15 protein-coding genes are annotated in these 16,908 nt (G+C 74.3%); 4 read left to right on the forward strand and 11 right to left on the reverse strand.

Annotated elements, in window-relative coordinates; all coding sequences use genetic code 11:
- Positions 1-69: 69 nt before the first annotated feature.
- The 3 genes from ABZ404_RS32860 to ABZ404_RS32870 all read left to right on the forward strand — a co-directional run bounded on the left by ABZ404_RS32860 (position 70) and on the right by ABZ404_RS32870 (position 4,938).
- Positions 70-1,734, forward strand: a complete 1,665-nt coding sequence (locus ABZ404_RS32860; RefSeq protein WP_358832860.1) for a glycoside hydrolase family 13 protein — start codon at positions 70-72, stop codon at positions 1,732-1,734.
- Positions 1,731-2,756, forward strand: coding sequence for a LacI family DNA-binding transcriptional regulator (locus ABZ404_RS32865; RefSeq protein ID WP_358832861.1), 1,026 nt, complete (start codon positions 1,731-1,733; stop codon positions 2,754-2,756). Before ABZ404_RS32860 ends, ABZ404_RS32865 begins: the two co-directional genes overlap by 4 nt.
- A gap of 139 nt (positions 2,757-2,895) precedes the next feature.
- On the forward strand, positions 2,896-4,938 hold the full coding sequence (locus ABZ404_RS32870; protein ID WP_358832862.1) for an NB-ARC domain-containing protein: 2,043 nt from the start codon (positions 2,896-2,898) through the stop codon (positions 4,936-4,938).
- Positions 4,939-5,021: 83 nt separating this feature from the next.
- Here ABZ404_RS32870 and ABZ404_RS32875 read toward each other — a convergent pair whose 3' ends face one another.
- The 7 genes from ABZ404_RS32875 to ABZ404_RS32905 form a co-directional block, all read right to left on the reverse strand.
- Complete coding sequence (locus tag ABZ404_RS32875; RefSeq protein ID WP_358832863.1) at positions 5,022-5,546, reverse strand: GNAT family N-acetyltransferase; 525 nt, start codon at positions 5,544-5,546, stop codon at positions 5,022-5,024.
- Positions 5,547-5,573: 27 nt separating this feature from the next.
- The gene (locus tag ABZ404_RS32880; RefSeq protein WP_358832864.1) at positions 5,574-6,275 is read right to left on the reverse strand and encodes a helix-turn-helix domain-containing protein; all 702 of its coding nucleotides are present in this window, start codon (positions 6,273-6,275) and stop codon (positions 5,574-5,576) included.
- A 13-nt stretch (positions 6,276-6,288) separates the two neighbouring features.
- Positions 6,289-7,362, reverse strand: coding sequence for a PDR/VanB family oxidoreductase (locus ABZ404_RS32885; RefSeq protein WP_358832865.1), 1,074 nt, complete (start codon positions 7,360-7,362; stop codon positions 6,289-6,291).
- A 1-nt stretch (position 7,363) separates the two neighbouring features.
- Positions 7,364-8,251 carry a metal-dependent hydrolase gene (locus ABZ404_RS32890; protein ID WP_358832866.1) on the reverse strand — a complete coding sequence of 296 codons (888 nt, stop codon included), beginning with the start codon at positions 8,249-8,251 and terminating at the stop codon, positions 7,364-7,366.
- 111 nt (positions 8,252-8,362) lie between these two features.
- Positions 8,363-10,288 carry a hypothetical protein gene (locus ABZ404_RS32895; RefSeq protein WP_358832867.1) on the reverse strand — a complete coding sequence of 642 codons (1,926 nt, stop codon included), beginning with the start codon at positions 10,286-10,288 and terminating at the stop codon, positions 8,363-8,365.
- 70 nt (positions 10,289-10,358) lie between these two features.
- Positions 10,359-11,159 carry a tyrosine-protein phosphatase gene (locus ABZ404_RS32900; RefSeq protein ID WP_358832868.1) on the reverse strand — a complete coding sequence of 267 codons (801 nt, stop codon included), beginning with the start codon at positions 11,157-11,159 and terminating at the stop codon, positions 10,359-10,361.
- Positions 11,156-11,392: a hypothetical protein gene (locus tag ABZ404_RS32905; protein WP_358832869.1), complete on the reverse strand. Its 237-nt coding sequence runs from the start codon at positions 11,390-11,392 to the stop codon at positions 11,156-11,158. The genes ABZ404_RS32900 and ABZ404_RS32905 overlap by 4 nt, the downstream gene beginning before the upstream one ends.
- Before the next feature lie 143 nt (positions 11,393-11,535).
- On the opposite strand from ABZ404_RS32905, the gene ABZ404_RS32910 reads away from it, so the two are divergent.
- The gene (locus ABZ404_RS32910; protein WP_358832870.1) at positions 11,536-11,931 is read left to right on the forward strand and encodes a hypothetical protein; all 396 of its coding nucleotides are present in this window, start codon (positions 11,536-11,538) and stop codon (positions 11,929-11,931) included.
- A gap of 91 nt (positions 11,932-12,022) precedes the next feature.
- Here the strand turns inward: ABZ404_RS32910 and ABZ404_RS32915 are convergent, their stop codons facing one another.
- From ABZ404_RS32915 to ABZ404_RS32930, 4 genes are all read right to left on the reverse strand, one after another.
- On the reverse strand, positions 12,023-13,537 hold the full coding sequence (locus tag ABZ404_RS32915; protein WP_358832871.1) for a DUF1996 domain-containing protein: 1,515 nt from the start codon (positions 13,535-13,537) through the stop codon (positions 12,023-12,025).
- 99 nt (positions 13,538-13,636) lie between these two features.
- Positions 13,637-14,782 carry a methyltransferase gene (locus tag ABZ404_RS32920; RefSeq protein WP_358832878.1) on the reverse strand — a complete coding sequence of 382 codons (1,146 nt, stop codon included), beginning with the start codon at positions 14,780-14,782 and terminating at the stop codon, positions 13,637-13,639.
- A gap of 194 nt (positions 14,783-14,976) precedes the next feature.
- Complete coding sequence (locus tag ABZ404_RS32925) at positions 14,977-15,624, reverse strand: response regulator transcription factor (RefSeq protein WP_358832872.1); 648 nt, start codon at positions 15,622-15,624, stop codon at positions 14,977-14,979.
- On the reverse strand, positions 15,609-16,880 hold the full coding sequence (locus tag ABZ404_RS32930) for a sensor domain-containing protein (RefSeq protein ID WP_358832873.1): 1,272 nt from the start codon (positions 16,878-16,880) through the stop codon (positions 15,609-15,611). The genes ABZ404_RS32925 and ABZ404_RS32930 overlap by 16 nt, the downstream gene beginning before the upstream one ends.
- Between the last annotated feature and the right edge of the window lie 28 nt (positions 16,881-16,908).

Below are 16,908 nucleotides of genomic sequence, written 5' to 3' on the forward strand. Positions count from 1 at the left end.
AGACGACGACCGGGCCCAAAAAGGGCCGCTCAGAGCAACCACCACACCGACCCAGGACCCAGGGACAACATGACCCCGCACCTCACCGCCCCCGCCACCACCCCCACGGGTGACACCCGCACCGGCTGGTGGCAGGACGCCGTGATCTACCAGGTCTATCCGCGCAGCTTCGCCGACGCCGACGGCGACGGGATGGGTGACCTCAACGGCGTCCGCGCCCGCCTCCCGCACCTGCGCGACCTCGGCGTCGACGCCGTCTGGCTCTCTCCCTTCTACGCCTCCCCGCAGGCCGACGCCGGCTACGACGTCGCCGACTACCGCGCCATCGACCCGATGTTCGGCACCCTGCACGACGCCGACGCCCTGATCCGCGACGCCCACGACCTCGGGCTGCGCATCATCGTCGACCTCGTCCCCAACCACTCCTCCGACCAGCACGAGTGGTTCAAGCGGGCCCTGCGGGAGGGCCCGGGATCGCCGCTGCGGGCGCGCTACCACTTCCGCCCGGGGCGCGGCGACAGCGGCGAGCTGCCGCCCAACGACTGGGAGTCCATCTTCGGCGGGCCGGCGTGGACCCGTACCGAGGACGGCGAGTGGTATCTGCACCTGTTCGCCCCGGAGCAGCCCGACTTCAACTGGGAGCACCCCGCCGTCGCCGACGAGTTCCGCTCGATCCTGCGGTTCTGGCTGGACATGGGCGTCGACGGGTTCCGCGTCGACGTCGCCCACGGGCTGGTCAAGGCGGCCGGGCTGCCCGACATCGGCGGCAGCGAGCAGCTCAAGCTGCTCGGCAACGATGTCATGCCGTTCTTCGACCAGGACGGTGTCCACGAGATCTACCGCTCCTGGCGGCTGATCCTCGACGAGTACCCCGGCGAGCGCATAGCCGTCGCCGAGGCGTGGACGCCCACCGTGGAGCGTACGGCCCACTACGTACGCCCCGACGAGCTGCACCAGGCCTTCAACTTCCAGTACCTGGGCGCCCCGTGGGACGCCGCCGCGCTGCGGGACGTCATCGACGTCTCGCTCGCCGCGATGCGCCCGGTCGGCGCGCCCGCGACCTGGGTGCTCTCCAACCACGACGTCACCCGGCACGCCACCCGCTTCGCCAACCCGCCGGGCCTGGGCACCCAGCTGCGCACACCGGGCGACCGTGAGCTGGGGCTGCGCCGGGCGCGGGCCGCGACGCTGCTGATGCTGGCGTTGCCCGGCTCCGCCTACCTCTACCAGGGCGAGGAGCTGGGCCTGCCCGACGTCACCGACCTGCCCGACGAGGTGCGCCAGGACCCGTCCTTCTTCCGCGCCGAGGGCCAGGACGGCTTCCGCGACGGCTGCCGGGTGCCCATCCCGTGGACCCAGGAGGGACCCTCGTACGGCTTCGGCAGCGGCGGCAGCTGGCTCCCGCAGCCCGACTCCTGGGGCGCGCTCTCCGTCGAGGCCCAGACCGGTGACCCCGGCTCCACCCTGGAGCTCTACCGCGCGGCCCTCGCCGCCCGCCGCGCGCACCCGGGCCTCGGCAGGGGCGACGCCGTCCGCTGGCTGGAGGCCCCCGAGGGCGTCCTCGCCTTCGCCCGCGAGGGGTTCGTCTGCACGGTGAACCTCACCGAGGAGCCGGTCCGGCTGCCCGCGCCCGAGAGCGGGAAGGTGCTGCTCTCCAGCGCGGGCGGTGACGTCCTCGTGGAGGGTGAGGAGTTCGTACTCGACGCCGACACCACCGTGTGGTGGGCGGTGTGACCGACGCCGGGCCGCGCCTCGCCGACATCGCCTCCCAGGCGGCCGTCAGCGAGGCCACCGTCAGCCGGGTGCTCAACGGGCGCCCAGGTGTCGCCGACGCCACCCGCCAGCGGGTGCTCGCGGCCCTGGACGTCCTCGGCTGGGAGCGGCCCGCCCGGCTGCGCCACCGCAGCGCCGGTCTGATCGGCCTGGTCACCCCGGAGCTCACCAACCCCATCTTCCCGGCCTTCGCCCAGGCCGTGGAGCAGCTGCTGGCCGGGCACGGCTACACCCCGGTGCTCTGCACCCAGCTGCCCGGCGGGGTGACCGAGGACGAGCTGGTCGAGCAGTTGGAGGAGCGCGGGGTCAACGGCATCGTGTTCCTGTCGGGGCTGCACGCCGACACCGCCGCCGACCCCGCCCGCTATCTGGCGCTGACCGAGCGCGGGGTGCCGTTCGTGCTGGTCAACGGGTACAACGAACGGATCCCCGCCCCCTTCGTCTCACCCGACGACCGCGCGGCGATGACGATGGCGGTGGGCCATCTCGCCGACCTCGGCCACACCCGGATCGGTCTGGCGGCCGGTCCGGCGCGGTACGTGCCCTCGCGGCGCAAGGCCGAGGGGTTCACGGCCGCGCTGGGAGAGCGCTTCGGGCTGCGTGCCGAGGAGGCCGCCGCGTACATCGGGCACACCCTCTTCGGTGTCGAGGGCGGCCAGGTGGCGGCGGGCACGCTGCTCGACCAGGGGTGTACGGGAGTGGTGTGCGCCAGCGACATGATGGCGCTCGGGGCGGTGCGCGCGGCGCGCGAGCGCGGGCTCGCGGTGCCCGGCCAGGTGTCGGTGGTGGGCTTCGACGACTCGCGGCTGATCGCCTTCACCGACCCGCCCCTGACCACCGTCCGCCAGCCGGTGCGGGCGATGGCGGCGGCCGCGGTGGGGGCGCTCCTGGAGGAGATCCGGGGGAATCCGGTGCAGCGGACGGAGTTCGTGTTCCAGCCGGAGCTGGTGGTGCGGGGGTCCACCGCGCGCGTACGGGACTGACCGGCAGACGACCATCCGATGCTCTTCGTGCGTTCACAAGTGGCGTCGACCTGATCATTCCTGGCCTCATTGTGACTGTTTCCCGTTGAACCGGGCCTTCGTGGCGGGAGTGGGCGATCGTCTGGTCCAGACTGTGCCCGTGTTGGGGAATCTTCCAGCGGAGACCACGAGCTTCGTGGGCCGGTCGGCGGAACTGGCCACCCTGGACGGTCTGTTGCGCGACCACCGGCTGGTCACGGTCACCGGCCCGGGCGGCGTGGGCAAATCCCGGCTCGCCCTGCGCGGCGCCCGAGACCGCCGCGCCTTCTGCCCCGACGGGGTGTGGTGGGTCGAACTGTCCCCGCTCTGCGACCCCGACCTGCTCGACGCCACCGTCGCCGACCACCTGGGCGTCACCGACCAGAGCGCCCGCAGCGCCGCCGAGGCGCTGTGCGGACGGCTCGCCGACCAACGCCTGCTCCTGGTCCTCGACACCTGCGAACACCTCGTCTCCGCCTGCGGCCACCTCATCGGCGAACTGCTCCAGACCTCACCCGGGCTCACCGTCCTCGCCACCAGCAGGCAGCCCCTGGGGCGCCCCGAGGAACACGTCTTCCCGCTCGGGCCGCTGCCGCCCGGCGGCGCGGCCCTCACCCTCTTCAAGCAGCGCGCCGTGGACGCCGTGCCGCACCTGTCGCTGAAGTCCTTCGAGGCCCCCGCCCGCGCCGAGGCCGCCGCCGCCGTCTGCCGCAGACTCGACGGCATCCCCCTCGCCATCGAACTCGCCGGTGCCCGGCTGCGCCTGTGGAGCGTCGAGCAACTGGCCGAACGGCTCGACTCCCGCTTCGAGATCCTCACCGACACCCGGTCCGACCGGCTGCCCCGGCACCAGACCATGCGCACCGCCATCGGCTGGAGCCACGAGCTGTGCGCCCCGCTGGAACGGCTGCTGTGGGCCCGGCTCTCCGTCTTCGCCGGCGGCTTCGACCTCACGGCCGCCCAGGACGTCGCCGCGGGCGGCCCGCTCGCCCCCGAGGCCGTCGGCCCCGCGCTCGCCGGTCTCGCCGCCAAGTCCGTCGTCCGGCCCGGCGCGCACCGCGGCCGGATCGGCTACCGGATGCTCGACACCATCCGCGAGTACGGCCGCCAGTGGCTCGGCGAACTCGGCGAGGAGACGGCCGTGGCCCGTCGGCACGCCGAGCGCTGCCGCCGGCTGGTCCGCGCCGCGGAGACCGCCTGGCTGGGCCCGGAGCAGGTCGAGTGGTACGAACGGCTGGAAGGCGAACAGGCCGATCTGCGCGCGGCCCTGGAGCACCTGCTCGCCCACGACCCCGGCGCCGCGCTCGATCTGGCCGCCTCGCTCTGGTTCTTCTGGTTCTGCTGCGGCCATCTGCACGAGGGCCGCGGCTATCTGGAGCGCGCCCTCGACCTCGTCCCCGGCCCCGGCCACCATCGCGACCGCGCCGAGTGGGCGCTCGGCGCCATCGCCCTCCTCCAGGGCGACCTGGAGACCGCGCTGCGCCACGGCCGGCGGTCCGTCGCCCGCGCCACCGACCCCGAGTCCCGGCTGCGCGCCGCCTATCTGCTCGGCGTCGCCGTCCTGATGCCCGGCGACGCGGAGGGCGCCCTCGACGTCTGCACCCCCGCCATCGACGCGGCCGCCGTGGCGTTCACACCCGGACTCGCCCTGTGCGCGCTCGTCCGCGTCTACGCCCTCGCCAACCTGGGCCGCCACGAGGAGGCCGCCGCCGAGGCCACCTGGCTGCGCGACGAGTGCGCGAGCCGCGGGGAGCGCTGGCTGCGGGCGTACGCCGACTACACGCTCGCCGTCATCGCGCTGGAGCTGGGCCGCGCCACCGAGGCCGCCGAGCACGCCCGCGCCATGCTGACCGGCAAACGGCTGCTCCACGACAGCTTCGGCATCGCCCTCGGCCTCGACCTGCTCGCCTGCGCGCTCGCCGCGCGGGGCGACGGCGAGGAGGGCGCCCTGGTCCTCGGCATCGGGCAGGAGTACTGGCGTACCGTCGGCAAGGCCCAGATGGGCGCGCCGCGGCTCACCGCCGTCCGCGAGGAGTGCGAGCGCCGGGCCAGGGCCGCGCTGGGCGACCAGGCGTACGACAGCGCCTTCCACCGGGGGGTGCGCGCCGGGCTCGACCAGGGGCTCAGCCATGCCCTCAAGGGTGACTTCGCCCAGGGCGGTTGACCCCCGGGGGCGGCGCACGTCCTACCGAAGGGGCGCCCCGCCGCGGCTCACGGGGCCGGCCTGAGCGGTGTGCCGCGCGCGGTTCAGCCGAGCCGCTTCTCCATCAGGACGACGGCGTAGCCGCTGCCGCCCCCGCCCTCCTTGAAGGGCTGCTCGCCCGCCACCGCGTACCCGGCCCGCTCGTAGTAGGTGCGCAGCCCGGGGCTTGAGGCCTTGAAGTCCAGGCGGGAAAGCGGGCGCCCGGCCGCCGCGATGCGCCGCTCGGCGTGGGCGAGCAGGGCCCGGCCGGTCCCGGCGGGGGCCAGCGCGCGGTCCGTCATCAGCCGGTGCACATAGCCCGCCTCCGGCGGCCGTACGCCCCAGGCGGGCTCGTCGCGCCACCACAGCTCGTACGCCCCGGCCGCCCGCCCGTCGGCGGTCAGCGCCAGCCAGACCTCGCCCTCGGCGATCCGCCGGCGGAAGTGGTCCGCGTCCCTCTCGCCGGGCCGCCACTGGTCGATGCCGCTGTCCCGCATCCAGCGGGCGGCGCCGTCGTACAGCGCCACGAGCGTGGGCAGGTCCTCGTCGGAGGCCAGGCGGAAGGAGAGCGTCTCCGCGGGTGTCGTCATGGTGATCAACGTACGGGTCCGGCGGATTCAGCGGGGCGCCAGGGCCGTCAGCCGGGCCACCAGGTCGCCGAACGGGCCGTCCGCCGGCTCGTCCGCGAGCATCCGCAGGACCACCGCCGCCATCTCCTCGTCATAGGCCGCGCTCACCGCCGCCAGCGCCGCGAAGTCGTGGACCAGCTGCAACTCCAGCTCGGCGCGCGGGATACGGCGGCCGTCCAGCCAGATCAGAGCCGTGCACTCGGCGAGCGAGACCCAGGAGCGCACCACCAACTCCAGCCGCGCGGGCGGGTCCTGGACGCCGAGGTGGGCGAGGATCTGGAGGTAGGCGGCGTGCCGCACCTCGTCGATCATCGCGTTGGCGGTGGTCGAGTTGCCCGCCGAGGCCGCGGGACCGCCCCGCATCAGCGCGGCGAAGCCCGGGCCGTGGCCCTCGACGAAGTCGAAGAAGCGGCCCATCACCCGCAGCAGCCGGGCCCCCAGCGGCCCCTCGTGCGGCTCCACGAACCGGGCCGCCAGCTCGTCGGCGGCCATCCGCAGCGCCGCCTCGTACAGGCTCTGCTTGCCGGGGAAGTAGTGGTAGACGAGCGGCCGGGATATCCCGGCCGCCGCCGCTATCTCGTCGATGGACACGTCGTCGGGGGAGCGGTGGCTGAACAGCTCCAGCGCGACCCCGATCAGCTGCCGCCTGCGCTCTTCGACGCCCATCCTGCGCCGCACCCCGGTCGTCATGCGAACAGGGTACCTACAGGTCGAGCACGAGTTTCCGTCCCCGGCAGCGCGAGACGCAGATCAGCATGGAGTCCTCGCGCTCGGCGTCCGTGAGCAGCTCGTCCTGGTGGTCCACCTCGCCTTCCAGGACCCGCTGTTGACAGGTTCCGCAGAAGCCCTGCCGGCACGAGTACGCGAGGTCCGGCAGCTCCTCGCGGACCGTGGCGAGCACCGAGCGGCCCGCGGGGACGGTGAGCGTGCGGCCCGTGCGGCGCAGTTCGACCTCGAAGGTGCCGAGCTGCGCGGTGCCGGCGCCGGGCGTGAACCGCTCCAGATGGAGGGCGCGCCCCTCGGGCAGGGCCGCCGCCACCGCGTCCATCAGCGGCTCGGGGCCGCAGCAGTACACCGCCGCGCCCTCGTCCGTACCGGCCAGGAAGGCGGCCGCGTCGGGCAGTCCGGCCTCGTCCTCCGGCACCACCGTGACCCGGGCGTCCCCCGCCCCCAGCTTCTCGATCTCGTCCAGGAACGGCATGGAGGCCCGCGACCGGCCCCCGTACAGCAGCCGCCACGCGCCGCCCGCCGCCTCGACGGCCCGCAGCATGGGCAGCACCGGGGTGATGCCGATGCCGCCGGCGACGAACGCGTACGAGGGCGCCGGGGTCAGCGGGAAGCGGTTGCGCGGCCCGCGCACGACCAGTCCGGTGCCCTCGCGCAGCAGCTCGTGCACTTCGCGCGAGCCGCCCCGCCCGTCCTCGATCAGGCGGGTGGCGACGGTGTAGGCGGAGCGGTCGGCCGGGTCGCCGCAGAGCGAGTACTGCCGGACGAGCCCGGACGGCAGCAGCAGGTCGAGATGGGCGCCCGGCCGCCACGCGGGCAGCGGCGCGCCCGTCGGCGAGGCGAGCCGCAGCAGCACCACGCCCTCGGCGGGCACGGCCCGTTCGGCGACGGTGAGCCGCAGCGAGGCGGCCCTGCGCCCGCCCTGCCCCGACACGGGCGTCTCCAGCGCGGGCAGCGGCCACAGCGGGGAGGCGGCGATCCGGCGGCGCACCGCCCGCCGCACCAGCAGCGCCGCCCCCGCGGCCAGCACCACGGAGCTCGTGCGCGGCATGTCAGCGGCCCCCGTTGGCGCCGGGCGAGCTCGCCAGATAGGCCACGGCCTGCGCGGTCGAACCCTCCTGCGAGGGGTGGTACGTACGGCTGAGATAGCGCGGGACCGAGCGCGCCATCGCCCCGGCGGTCGGCAGCGTGCCCTGCCGCCCGGAGCGCAGGAAGGCGCCGAAGGTGGCCTTGCCGTCCGCAAGCGTGGGGTCGTTCTCCATGAAGAAGCGGGCGCCGCGCTGCCAGAGGAAGACCAGCGCGGTGAACGCGGTCGCCCAGGTCCGCACCCGGCGCCGGTAGCCGCCGTCGACGTGCTGGAAGAGGTCGAAGGCGACCGAGCGGTGCTCGACCTCCTCGGCGCCGTGCCAGCGCAGCAGGTCCAGCATCACCGCGTCGGCGCCGCGCGCGTCCAGGGTGTCCGCGTTGAGGATCCAGTCGCCCAGGAACGCCGTGTAGTGCTCGATCGCCGCGATGGTGGCGACCCGCTCCATCAGCCACCACCGGCGCGCCCGCCCCGGCGGCAGCGTCCGGTCGCCGAGGAGCTTCTCGAAGAGCCAGTCGACCTGCGCGGTGTACGGGGTGGGGTCGAGGCCGAGCGCCTTGAGGTGGGGGAGCACGTCGTCGTGGGCCGCGGCGTGCGTGGCCTCCTGGCCGATGAACCCGATGACGTCCTCGCGCAGCCGCTCGTCGCGGATGTACGGCAGCACCTGTTTGTACACGTGCACGAACCAGCGCTCGCCCGCCGGGAGCAGCAGATGCAGCACGTTGATGGTGTGCCCGGTGAACGGGTCGCCGGGTATCCAGTGGAGCGGCGTCTCCTCCCAGGCGAACGAGACGTTCCTGGCCTTGAGCTCCTGGTGCTCCGAGACCACCGGAGCGGGCTGCGGCGTATTAGACATGGCGTCAATGTACTGACGGGTAGGCATCGGGACCAGGGGTGTGCGCGGAGTTGTCCGGACGAATCCGGTGCGGATCCCGCCCGCCCCCGGCCCGCCCCCGCCCGCCGGGGCTCAGCGCAGGGCGGTGACCTCGGTGCCGTCCGCGAGGCGCCCGCCCAGCTGGGCGCGGGCGCCCTCCTGGGTGCGCACCGCGAGGAGATGGCCGCGCTCGGCCGCCTCGACACCGCCGGAGACGGCCACCTTGACCAGGTCCTCGCTGCCCGCGGCCAGCACGTACCAGTGCCCGCCCCGGGACTTCCACAGCACCCCGGCCAGCACCTGCGGCCGGTGCGTGCCGCAGGCGGCGCTGTCGTCGGCGCGTGCGGCGACGGCGCCCGCGGTGCCCTTCGGCGCGCCCGGCGCCTGGAACTGGGCGAGCACCCTGCTGTCCGTGCCGGACCAGGTGTCGGCCCGGGTGCAGAGCCAGGCGGCGGTCCCGTTGGCCTCGGGCAGCGGCTGCCTCGCGTACTGCCAGGCGTTCACCGTCCGGACGCCGTGCGAGCGGACCGTGGGGAGCAGGCAGGCGGTACGGGCCCAGCCCTCGCGGGCGGCGGTGCCGGTGACGTCCCTGGGCGCGTCCGGCGGCCCCCAGGTGAGGCGGGCGGGCGCGAGCTCGCCGAGGTCGGTCAGGAGCCGCGCGGCCGCGTTGCCGCCGTCCTCGCGCAGTTGGAGCACGTCCCAGGAGGCGCAGTCGCGGGCCTGCGCGGGCGAGACCAGCGGGACGGTCACGCCGTCCCCGTCACGGACCAGCGGGCGGGGGGCCGCCGCCGGATCGAGCAGGTCCCGCACGGCCGCCTCGCGCACCCAGGGGGCGGTCAGATAGCGCACGTTGCCGTCGGTGCGGCCGACCACGAGCGCCCCGGCCGAGGCGGCGTCCGCGCCGTCCACGCGCGCGAAGTCGAGCGCCGCGCCCGCGGTGCCGTCCAGCGGCTCCGCGTACCGGGCGACCCGCAGGCCGTCGTAGAAGAGCACCACCGAGGCCCGGTCGACCTTGCCCGCGTACAGCAGCTGGGGCGCGCCCATCGGCGGGCCCGAGGGCGTCCTCGGCGTGGCGGAGACCTGCACGGAGCGGCCCGGCCGCGCCCAGACGGCGAGCGCGCGCCGCAGCAGCGCGCTGTCGCCGGTGAGGGAGCCCCGGGCGGGCCAGACGGAGAAGTCGGTACGGGCCGAGGTGCGCCACACCGCCGCGTCCACCCGGACGACCCGGCTCGGGTCGAGGGCGGCTTCGGCGGCGGGGTTGCGCGCGTACGGCGGCGCGGCGGCGCCGTCCGGGCCCCAGCCGTCGCCCGGCAGGCCGAGCAGCGTGCCGCAGACCGTCAGCGCCGCGGCGGCGACCAGGGCGGCGCGCAGGTGCTGGCGGCGGCGCATCAGGTCGGTCGGCCGGGCCTGGAGCGAGCAGGGGTCGAACTCGGCGGCCTCCAGGAGCGCCGCCGCGGCGCCGGGCTCGCCGGCCTCCTCCACGGCGGCCCCGGCGTCCTCGACCCCCACGGCGTCGAGTTCTCTGCGCACCTCCGCGTCGCTCAGCCGGTCCAGGCCGCGCAGCACGAACGCGGCCCGCGCGGGCCCGCTGAGCGCGGAGAGCCGCTGGTCCAGGGCGAGTTCGTCGGCACCGCCGGAGCGGGGGAACAGCCGCAGCCCCCACACCTGCGGCAGCACCGGCGGCAGCTGCGCCCGCTTGGGCCACGCCCGCCGCCGCAGCGGCAGCCCGGCCTCCAGCGCCTGCCGCACGACCTGGCGCCGCACGAAGCCGTACCCCGGGTCGCCGCGCCGGGGCGCCGGGATCGCCGCCCGGGTGGCGGCGCGGCCCCGGGGCAGCGAGCGCTGCACCAGCGCGTGCGCGGTCAGCACCCGTCGGTTGCGCCCGAGGGAGGGCGGCAGCACGAGGTAGGCGAGCCGGGTCAGCCGGGGATAGTGCTCCACGAGAGCGGCTTCGGCCTGCTCGATGCCGACGGGGGTGGGGCGGGTGAGGATGTCCTGGGGCGGGGCCACGTTCAGCAAAACGAGCGAATCGTGGGATGGTCACCGCGCCCGTCGCCGCCCGGTCCTCGTCGGCGGGGCCGCGCCCGGCTCAGGGGGCGCTCGTCAGCCGGGCCCGCAGGCGCCCGAGCGCCTCGTCGTCCACCCCGAGACCGTCCCGCGCGTACGCCTCCATCGACCCGTACCGCGACGCCACCTCCTCCAGGCCCGCCGCCAAATACTCCGGCACCACCCCGATCACCGCCAGGGCCACCTCCGGGTCGCCGCCCTGCGCCGTGAACCCCTCGACCAGCGGCGCGAACGCCTGCCGCACCGCCGCGTTCACCGCCAGGTACTCCCGCTCCACCACCTCCGGCTCCGCCCCCAGCAGCGACAGCAGCACCGTCGCCCCCCACCCCGTACGGTCCTTGCCCGCCGTGCAGTGGAAGAGCAGCGGCCCCGCCGCCTCGGCCGCCAGCTCCCGCAGCAGCGTTCCGTACGCGGCCCGGGCCGACGCCGACGTCACCAGGCCCCGGTAGAGGTCCTCGAAGACCGTCCGCGCCCGGCCCCCGCCGAGGTGCTGCTCGGCCGCCACCGGGTCGGCCAGCACCCGCCGCAGCCGGGCGGCCGGGGGCGCCCCGTGGGCGCTCACCGCGTCGGCCAGCGCGTCCGCGACGACCAGCCGCGCCCCGTCCGGCAGCCGGTCGGGCCGCTCGGCGCGCTCCGCGTCCGTACGGAGGTCGACGACGGTACGGAGCCCGAGCCCGGCCACCGCCGGGTCACCGGCCGGGTCGAACCGGTCGAGCGCCCCGGCGCGGAAGACCAGGCCGGACCGGACCGTACGGCCCCCGGCGAGCGGCGTACCGCCGAGATCGCGGAGGTTGGCGACGCTGGTGGCGGGGATCGCGGTCATGGGCGGACGCACTCCTGGGGCAGGGGCGGCCGGGCGCGGGCCGCCAGGTCGGTGCAGAGGTCGGTGCGGCCGGTGCCGCTGTCAAGCGGCTGTGCAACCGCGGAGGGAGCCGGGGCCGCGTACGCGGGGCGCGACGCCCCGGCGGCGGGCCCCGGCCGGGGGCTTTCGCCGGGCCCGGCGCCGTACGCCTCGGCGGGTTCGACGGGGGTCGGCGGGCTCGGTCTCACGGTCACGGTCTCGGCGCTCCTCGTGTCGTCGGGGGCGCCGGCAGGCGCCTGCGGAGCGCACGGTGACGGTGTGGCGACTGTCGGGTCACGAGGCCACTGAAATGGCCAAATGCCCACGGGGAGGGGGTGGTTGAAGGCACGATGGAGGTATGCGCACCCTTGTACGAGCGGCCCTGGCAGCCGCGGTCGTGACCCTAGCCGCGGGCTGCGGCGGGGGCGGCCACGACGCGCCCAAGACGGCCGGCGGAACCCTCGAAGAGATAGCGGCCCAGGCCGCCTGCAAGCCGAAGATCTCCACCGACGCGGCCGAGCTCCGGCAGGCCAACTGCGACACCCCGGACGGCCGGTACGTCCTGGCGACCTTCGCCACGGACCGGGGCCAGCGGGAGTGGATCAACGGAGCCAAGGACTACGGCGGCGCCTATCTGGTGGGCCGCAAGTGGGTCGCCGTGGGCGACGAGAGCGTGGTCGACGCACTGCGCGGCCGGCTCGGTGGGAGTGTCGAGACCGGGACCAACCATTCCGGACACCACCACATGAGCTGACCGCGCAGTGTGCGTGCTCCCCCGGGTGGGGTGACCCGGGGGAGCCCATCAGGGGGAGCGGGTGTTTCCAGGCGCGTGCGCGCCCTGTCGGTCAGGCGCAGCTGCGCCCCGTGTTGATGCAGGTCACCGCCTTCCTCATCAGCGAGTCGCTGAAGACGTTGATGAAGTCACCGTGATCGGTGACCGGCTTGTGGAGCTGCTCGGGGAAGGAGTCGACGGCGAACCCGGGGCCCGGCGGCACGGCGTACACGATCCGCTGCTGGAGCTGCGGGATCGCCTTGAAGCCGCGCGGGCACGCACCGTTGCGGCCGGCGAAGGCCACGTGCGTCCGGTGGTTCGCGCTGTCCGTGTTCTTCCCGTCCCAGCAGCTCTGGAAATTGAAGGTGCGGACGACTTGGCTGCCCTGGGGGCAGATCGGGTACTTCTCCTTGAGCTGGCGGTTCTCGAATCCGGTGCAGCTCCAGGACGCGTTGGCATTCGCGTTGCCGTTGGTGAAGGCCTTCGCGTCGCCGGTGATGATCCGCAGAAAGCGCGGCATGGCGGTGACCTTGCTGACGGGATTTCCGGCGAGCTTGATGGTCACCTGGGAGGGCGTCTGGATCTTTCCGACGTTCTTGTCCCGGCCGCCGCCGTCCGCGTTGGCGTCGTTCTCGTTCTGGCCGTTCTGAAGGCGCAGGACGGGCCAGTAATAGGTGGACTTGTCGCCCTGATTGCGGCAACTGGTGCCACCCTTGGCCAGATCGGCGTCGCTGGAGAAGGCGTCGGTCGCCTGGTTTCCGACGTAGTCGTGCATATGGTGGGCGCCATTGCTCACGCCCGGCGCGACGATGACGTTGTCGGGGTTCCGCTTGGCGTTCTGGTTGACGCCGCAGCTGCTGGTGAAGAACCCGGTCGAGCCGTTGCGCTGGGTGCGGGGGGCCTGGACGTTCGGCCGTACGGAACGGATGTCGACGAAGTCGCTCTTCGCGGGCCCGTTCCCGACGTTCTGCCCCTGCCCCTGGTTCTGGCCCTGACCCTGGCCCTGGTTCTGGCCCTGGTTCTGGCCCTGACCAGGCCATTGACCCTGGCCCTGGTTCTGGGCCTGGCCCTGGTTCTGGGCCCCTCCGGCGGCTTGTCCGCCGCCTCCGCCCCTGGCGTCGTCGTCCGCGCGCAGGGTGCACGGCGCGAGGCCCTGCATGCCCTGCGGCTGGCGTCCGCCACTGCGGCCGACCGCCACCGCGATCCGGTCGAGCGACGCCGTCCGCTTGTCCTTCAGCGGACCCAGTACGGCTTGCTGGGCATAGCCGGGATCGCGGTCGACCTGGTCCTTGTTCGAGGCGAACTTCTCGTATGCGTCGGTGATCTGCGTATCAATGGCCGCCAGTTCCCGGTCCACCTCGGGGCGGGCCGGTTCCGGCACGTCCGGAAGGCTGTTGGACACGTCCGGGCAGTCGATCGTCGACGCGTTCGTCACCGGGGCGGCCCGTACCTGGGCCTTTCCCGGATCGTCACTCGCCGAGGCGTACACATTCACCGCGACAAGGCCGCCCCCACCGATGAAGAGTGCCGCGGCGGCCATCGTCATCCGCCGAGGGAAGGTCGGCCGTTTTCGTATTGAGCGTCCCATGGAACTCCTTCGCTTGAAGCAGCGCGTCGTTCCATACGCAAGGGGCGCGTGGGGCGTTCAACGCCCCGGCTATTTCGTAGGTATCTCCAGAAACACCGGTCAGCGCTTGACCGCGCGCAACACCACGAACTTCGGGTCGCTGGCGACGAGTTCGCTGTTGCCGAAGAGCCGCTGGAGCTTGAGGTGGTAGCCCAGGTGCCGGTTGCCGACGACCCACAGCTCACCGCCCGGCCGCAGCGCCTCGCGCGCGTCCGTGAACATCCGCGTGGAGGTGCGGTCGGTGGTCGCCTGGTGGGTGTGGAACGGCGGGTTGTTGAGCACCAGGTCGGCCGTGCCCGGCGGGAACCCGCTCAGCCCGTCGCCGAGCCGGAACTCGGCGTCGGCCTCCCGCGCCGCGCCCGCGCAGAGCCGGAAGGTCGCGCGGGCCGAGGCGATCGCCTGGTGCGACTCGTCGGTGAACACCACGTGCGCCTCGGGGTTGGCGAGCGCCGCCGCCGTCCCCACGATGCCGTTGCCGCAGCCGAGGTCGACGACCCGGTCCGGGCCCGTACGCGTGGGCAGGTGCTGGAGCAGGAACCGGGTGCCGATGTCGAGGCGGTCGGCGCAGAACACGCCCGCGTAGTTGGTGACGGCGAGTCCGGAGGCGGGCCCGATGCCCATCTCCAGCGAGTACGTCAGCGGCCACGGGTTCACCGGCCGGGCCAGGTCCGGGTCCGGCTCGCAGAAGATCAGCCGGGCCTTCTTCTCGGCCAGCGAGGTCTTCGTCGGGCCGAGCAGGCGCTCGAAGAGGTTCAGGGTGGAGGTGTGGATGTCCTTCACCATGCCGGCGCCGACGACCACGGTGTCCGCGTGCACGGCGGGCGCGAGCCGGTGCAGCTGGTCCTCCAGGAGGGCCAGGCTCTTCGGTACGCGCACCAGCAGCACGTCCACCCGGGCGGGCGGCTCGTCGTGGGTGGACAGCAGCGTGACGGACCCCTCCGGCACCCCCGCCCGCGCCAGGTTGGCCCGGGTCGCCTCCTGGCCCAGGAAGGACTCGCTGATCTGGGTGAGCGAGCCCGCGCCCCGGCCCGCGAGGGCGGTCGTCAGGGCGCCCCAGCGGTCCCCGAGGGCGACCACGGACCCCGAGAGGCCGATGCCCTCCAGATGCCGCAGCAGATACTCGTCGGCGGCGTCCCAGGCCCGCAGCTGGTCGCGCGGGTCCTCGGGAAAACGGGTCAGCTCGTACGCGCCCCAGGGCGTGGTCATCGGATTCATTGCTTGCCAGGCTAACCCGCCGGGACCCACGCCCCGCGCCACCCGCGCGCGCGGGGCGCCCGGGGGCGCCGCCGGTGGCCCGAGGTACGGGCCGGCTCCCGGGAGGTGCGGGGAACCGCGCTCCCGCCCACCCGCTGCCCCGGTCCGGACACCACGCACACCCCGAAGCGCGCTCAAGCCGCCGCTCAGGCCCGCTCAAGGTAGGCCAGCACGGCCAGTACCCGGCGGTTGTCGTCGTCGGACACCGGCAGGCCCAGCTTCGCGAAGATGTTGGAGGTGTGTTTCGCGACCGCCCGCTCGGTCACCACGAGCTGCTGCGCGATCGCCGCGTTGGACCGTCCCTGGGCCACCAGCTCCATGACCTCCAGCTCGCGCGGCGTGAGAGCCCCCACCGGCGACTCCCGCGCCTGCCGGGACAGGAGCTGCGAGATCACCTGCGGGTCCATCGCGGTGCCCCCGCCCGCCACCCGCCGCACCGCGTCCACGAACTGCTCCGCGTCGAAGACCCGGTCCTTCAGCAGATAGCCGACCCCGCCGTTGCCGTCGGCCAGCAGCTCGCGCGCGTACAACTGCTCCACGTGCTGGGACAGGACGAGCACCGGCAGCCCCGGCCGGGCCCGCCGCGCGGCAAGCGCGCACTGGAGGCCCTCGTCGGTGTGCGTGGGCGGCAGCCGTACGTCCACGATCGCCACGTCCGGCTCCGACCCGGCCAGGGCCCTGGTCAGTTCGGGCCCGCTCTCGACCGCCGCGACCACCTCGAAGCCGAACGCCTCCAGCAGCCGTACGAGCCCGTCGCGGAGCAGGAAGAGGTCTTCGGCTAGGACAACACGCAAGGAATCTCCATGGTCACCATGGTGGGGCCGCCCACGGGACTGCTGACGGCCAGGACGCCGTCGAATGTACCCAGTCGTCGCTCCAGGCCGCTCAGCCCGGACCCGCCCCCCACCCGCGCCCCGCCGCGCCCGTCGTCGGTGACGATGACGCGCAGCGCCCCCCGGTCGTACGCGTACGACAGGTCGACCCGGATCCGGTCCGCGCCGGCGTGCTTGACCGCGTTGGTGAGGACCTCGCTGACCGCGAAGTACGCGGCCGACTCCACCGGGGCGTCCGCCCGTCCGGCCGGCAGTTGTACGTCGACCTCGACCGGCACCGGCAGGCGCAGCGCCAGCGCGCGCACCGCGTCCCCCAGACCGCGCTCGGCCAGCACCGGCGGGTGGATGCCCCGGACCAGGTCGCGCAGTTCGGTCAGCGCCTCGGCGGACGACTCGCGCGCCCGGGCGAGCAGCGCCTTGGCCTGCGCGGGGTCCTTCTCGATCAGCGCCTCGACGGTCCCCAGGCTCATGCCGACCGCGACGAGCCGGGCCTGCGCCCCGTCGTGCAGGTCGCGCTCGATGCGGCGCAGTTCGGCGGCCGAGGTGTCCACGGCGTCGTGCCGGGTCTCGGTCAGGCGCTCCACCCGCAGGGCGAGCGCCTGTTCCCGGGTGGGGGAGAGCAGGGACCGGCTCATCGCGAAGTTGGCCCGGATGAGGGCCGGGTTCACCCACAGGCCGAGGACGGCGTACGCGATGCCGAGGACCGCCGCCAGGTTGGCGGTCGACTGCGAGGTGATGTGGAGGAAGGTGAACCACAGGCCGCCGCCCGCCTCGTCGATCGGCTTCCAGACGCCCGCCGCGAGCACCGTGCCCCACACGCTGTAGAGAAGCAGCGCGGGCGCCAGCGCGGCGACGAGGCCGCCCGCCGTCATGTCGACGAACAGCCACTCCAGGTCGCGCCAGGTCGCCGGGTCCTTCAGGAGCAGCCGGCACCGCTCGGCCGTACCCAGGGCCCCGGCCCGCCGGCGGGGGAGCGGCCGGTAGGGCACGGCTATCTCCATCCCCAGCCACTCCCGGGCGAGGGTGCGGCGCCGGTTGGCGTACACCCGTACCGCGTCCAGCACGGCCGGGGTGGTGAACACCCCGACGCCGACCGGGATCAGGGCGATCGACACGACGGTCAGGGTGAACAGGGAGATGCCGACGGCCATGGCGCTGGCCGACAGACCGACCCCCCTGCCGCCGGCGAGCAGCCCCGCCCGTATACGCGTCACCATCGTCCTCGTCCCCCTTCGTGGGCCCCGC

Source organism: Streptomyces sp. NPDC005878, assembly GCF_040629815.1.
GTDB lineage: Bacteria > Actinomycetota > Actinomycetes > Streptomycetales > Streptomycetaceae > Streptomyces.